The organism is Phenylobacterium sp., assembly GCF_036723115.1.
Classification (GTDB): domain Bacteria; phylum Pseudomonadota; class Alphaproteobacteria; order Caulobacterales; family Caulobacteraceae; genus Phenylobacterium.
Map to the genome: position 1 here is coordinate 1 of NZ_DAIMHV010000196.1, position 4077 is coordinate 4077.

The 4077-nt window shown below is 65.0% G+C and carries 4 protein-coding genes; 1 reads left to right on the forward strand and 3 read right to left on the reverse strand.

Annotated elements, in window-relative coordinates; genetic code table 11:
- From V7D28_RS14190 to V7D28_RS14200, 3 genes are all read right to left on the reverse strand, one after another.
- On the reverse strand, positions 1–1107 hold a 1107-nt coding region (locus V7D28_RS14190), incomplete at its 3' end, for a nitrate/nitrite transporter (RefSeq protein ID WP_333588036.1).
- Between the two features lie 225 nt (positions 1108–1332).
- Positions 1333–2304 carry a CmpA/NrtA family ABC transporter substrate-binding protein gene (locus V7D28_RS14195; protein WP_333588037.1) on the reverse strand — a complete coding sequence of 324 codons (972 nt, stop codon included), beginning with the start codon at positions 2302–2304 and terminating at the stop codon, positions 1333–1335.
- Complete coding sequence (locus V7D28_RS14200) at positions 2301–2882, reverse strand: ANTAR domain-containing response regulator (protein ID WP_333588038.1); 582 nt, start codon at positions 2880–2882, stop codon at positions 2301–2303. The genes V7D28_RS14195 and V7D28_RS14200 overlap by 4 nt, the downstream gene beginning before the upstream one ends.
- A gap of 257 nt (positions 2883–3139) precedes the next feature.
- Here V7D28_RS14200 and V7D28_RS14205 point away from each other — a divergent pair, with 257 nt between their 5' ends.
- Complete coding sequence (locus V7D28_RS14205) at positions 3140–3748, forward strand: molybdenum cofactor guanylyltransferase (RefSeq protein WP_333588039.1); 609 nt, start codon at positions 3140–3142, stop codon at positions 3746–3748.
- Positions 3749–4077 lie beyond the last annotated feature (329 nt).

The following is a 4077-nucleotide window of genomic DNA, read 5'->3' on the forward strand; positions in this document are numbered from 1 at the left end:
CAGGCCGGCCTGGTAAGAGCCCGTCATCTGCTTGGCCCAACCGAGGCTGGCGGCGAGATAGAAGCCGCCAACGCCGCCGGTCATGCCGACCAGGCCGGTGACCACCCCGATCTCATTGCGGAACCGTTGGGGGGCGAGCTGGAAAACCGCGCCATTGCCGGCGCCGAGGGCCACCATGGCGAACATCAGGACCGCGAGGGCGAGATAGGGCGTGGCCATGTGAAAGCTGGCCACGGCGAGGCCGAGGGCGGCCAGCAGATAGACCACGCTGAGGGTCCTCACCCCGCCAAAGCGATCGGCGAGCCCGCCGCCCACGGGCCGCGCGAAGGAGCCGGCGAAAACGCAAGCAGCGGTGAAGAATCCGGCGATCACCGGGCTCAAGCCGTACTCGCTGTTGAAGTAGATGGTCAGGGACGACGAGAGGCCGACAAAGCCGCCGAAGGTGACGCTGTAGAGCAGCATCAGCCACCAGGCGTCCGGCGTCTTCAGCACCGCCATATATTCGGTGAGCGACTTCGGCGGCGGTTGTTCAGGGGCGTCCTTGGCGAAGACCACATAGACGATGAAGGCGATGGCCAGGGGGATGGTGGCCAAGCCCAGCACGTTCATCCAGCCGAACTGTTGCGCCAGGAAGGGCGCGAAAAGGGCCGCCAAGGCGGTCCCCGAGTTGCCTGCGCCGGCGATCCCCAGGGCCAGGCCCTGGTGTTCCGGAGGGTACCAGCGCGACGCCAGAGGCAAGGCCACGGCGAAGGACGCGCCCGCGACCCCGAGCAGGACGCCGACCATCAGCACCTGGCTGTAGTTGTGCAGACCCACGAACCAGGCGAGGCCCAGTCCCGCCATGACGATGATCTGACCGATCATGCCGGTCTTCTTCGGGCCGATGTGGTCCACCAGGACCCCGGCCACCACCCGCAGCAGCGCCCCGGCGAGCACCGGAACGGCGACCATGAAACCCTTCTGGGCGGGATCGAGGTCGAAACTCTCGGCGATGGCGACGCCCAGGGGGCCAAGCAGGACCCAGACCATGAAACTGAGGTCGAAGTACAGGAAGGCCGAGAACAGAGTCGGGGCGTGCCCCGCCTTAAGGAAGGATCGGCTGATCATGGGAAGACCCGTTCAAAAGGACATGAGCGGCGGCGTCGCCGAGCGGAGGCGGCTCGTCATCGAGCCTGTTCCGAAGAAGCCGCGAACGCCGTTGTCCTGGGCCTGAGCCCATCAGGGACCAGCCTGCCGGCCGCGTCACGCCCGGCTTGCCCCTGGCCGCTCACACGGATCGCATCGCACGAAAATGCGGCGCCGGCGAACAGGGCCTGTCGAAGTCTTGGGCGGTCAGCGCCCTTGGGCGGCCAGAAAGAGGTCCGGTCTCCAGCAACGCTCGGCGACCGTATCGAGAGCCGCCTCGCCGATCTGACCCCAGCGGATCATCTGCTCCAGCAGCCAGACCGCCTGCTCACGGCGGGGCGGATTGACGCCGCCCTCGACGAGCGTGATCTCGGCCAGCCCCGCGGCGATGGCTTCCGGCGCCGCATCCAGGACGTGTGGCCGAGCCAGCATCTCCACCAACTCGCCTTGGTTTTGCCGATCAGCCGCCCAGGCCCCCGCCGCCGTCAGGGCGCGGATCAGAGACTGAAGGACAGATGCATTGGCCGCCGCCCAGAATTCCGTGACGCCCAGCACCTTGTCCGGCGCCTCCGGCCAGACCTCGGTCACACGCATAACTGTCTGACCGACACCGGCCGCCTCGGCGACGGCGTTCCAGGGGGCGCCGGCGCAGAACCCCTCGATCACCCCCTCCCCCAGCAACGTCGCCGTACGGGACGGGGGAATGACCGTCAGGCGAACATCGACATCGGGGTTCAAGCCAAGCTCGATCAGCCAGTGCCGCAGCAGGTAGTTGTGGATCGAAAACGGATAGACCGCAGCCAGGGTGAGGGGACTGGCCCCCTCCTCCTGGCGGCGACGGACAAGGTGTGTCAGGCGCGCGCCCGCCTCCCCATCCCCGGTCAGACGGCTGGACAGGGTCACCGCCGCGCCGCCGCGATTCAGAGCCATAGGGGCGATCATCGCCTTGGGCTCGCTGCCGATCCCAAGGCTGGAGGCCAGGACCATGGGCGCCAGCATGTGGGCGCCGTCCAGAGCGCCGGCCGCCACCTTGTCGCGGATGGTGGCCCAGGAAGCTTCGCGGCTGAGGCTGACCGCGAGGCCCTCGGCGGCGAAGAAGCCCTTTTCCTGCGCCACGATCAGGGGCGCTGCGTCCACCAGGGGAATGAACCCCAACTGCAACGGACCAGACCTGCTCATGTGGAATCTCCGCCCTTCAACACGCCGGCGAAGGCCAACAGGTCGGCGGCCACAGCGCCTAGGGGTCGGCCGGTGTCCATGGAGAGCTTGCGCAACAGCCGATAGGCTGCCTCCTCGTCCAGGTCGCGCTCCTTCATAAGCAGAGCCTTGGCCCGCTCGACCGTCTTGCGGGAAGCGAGGTCGGCCTTGGCCTTGGCCAGGTCCGCCCGCAGTTGATGCATCAGGTGAAAGCGGCTCATGGCCACCTCCAGGACCGGGCGCACCCGGGCCGAAGACAGGCCATCGACCACATAGGCGGCCACCCCGGCCCGCACGGCCTCCTCCGCCAGCCCCGGCTCGGATCGGTCGACGAACATCACCACGGGACGGGGATTGACCGCGCTGGCTTCGCGCAAGCTCTCCAGGGTGTCGCGATCCGGACTTTCAGAGGCGACCACCACGACGTCAGGTTGAAAGGCCGTGACATCCATTTCATCGAAGACCGCCGCAACGCGCACCTTCAGAGGGTCGATCCCGTCAAGCCCTTCAGCCACAAGCGCCGCGCGCGCCGGGTCAGGATCGATGATGAGCACCCGCATGGGCCCTGCCTAGGGGAGCCGCCCGCTGCGCCAAGCCACAAAACGAACCACCGCGCCAGCGCGCTCGGGAAGCGCTGACGAAATGGGCAGCCCTCGCCCAAATTATTGGCAGCCGCTAAAGGAACAATGGATTGGCGCCACACCAGAAAGCTCGCGCCAGTCCGCCATCCCTTGCCATGTGGATGGTTGGAGATCGGTCAGTTGGACGAGCCATACAGACTGAAGGCCAAGAGCGTTGCGTCCAGTGGGAGATGCCGATGAAGCTATGCGTGGTTTTGGCTGGAGGAGCCGGGCGCCGCATGGGCGGGAACAAGCTTCAGCGCCTCTACAAGGGCCGAACCCTCGGGGAACACGCGCTTTCACTGGCGGCCAGGTTCGCCGATCATGTGGCGCTGTCAGTCCGAGAGCCCGGCCAGGCCGATGGTCTTCCCCCCGTGCCGCTGGTGTTTGATCGTCATGACATTGAAGGCCCCCTGGCGGGCGTCGTCAGCAGCCTCGAGCAAGCTGCCCGGATCGGGGCCGCGCAAGTTCTGACAATCCCTTGTGATGCGCCGCGCCTTCCCCACGATCTTTTCTCACGGCTCGAAGCCGCGTTAGTCGAGTTTCCCGATGCTCTCGCAGCTTCGGCCAGCGACGGGCGGCACAGTCACCCCCCCTGCACGCTGTGGCGCGCGGAGGCGATCGAGCCGGTAAGGCACTACGCCGGGTCTGGCCGGCGTTCGCTGAAGGGACTGCTGATTGATCTGAAGGCTCGGCACGTCGTCTGGGATGAACCGAACACGGACTTCTTTCTCAATCTGAATACACGTGAAGATCTGCGCCAGGCGGGCGAACACCTCGACTCACCCGGCCCCTGCGAACTCTGACATGGACCCAGCTGGCCGGATAGAGCGCCGCGCTTTACTGTTGGCGCTTCTCGCATAAGGGCCGGCGGTGAATTGAACAACACGCCCTCTCCACGACCAACAACACCAATCCTCAGCAGAACGGTCAGCGATCTAAATACTCAATATTGATAAGAAATGATTAGTTCAATTATATGCCGAATTATCGAATTTTCGATATATGATATCTGCAATTTCATACTGCAAAATAAAGATCAATGTCCTTCGAAATCCGCATTAATATTCCCGCTGGTGAGCCCGGCAGGACTCGCATAACAGCCATTTCTTCTCGGTAAAACAGAGATTTAGTC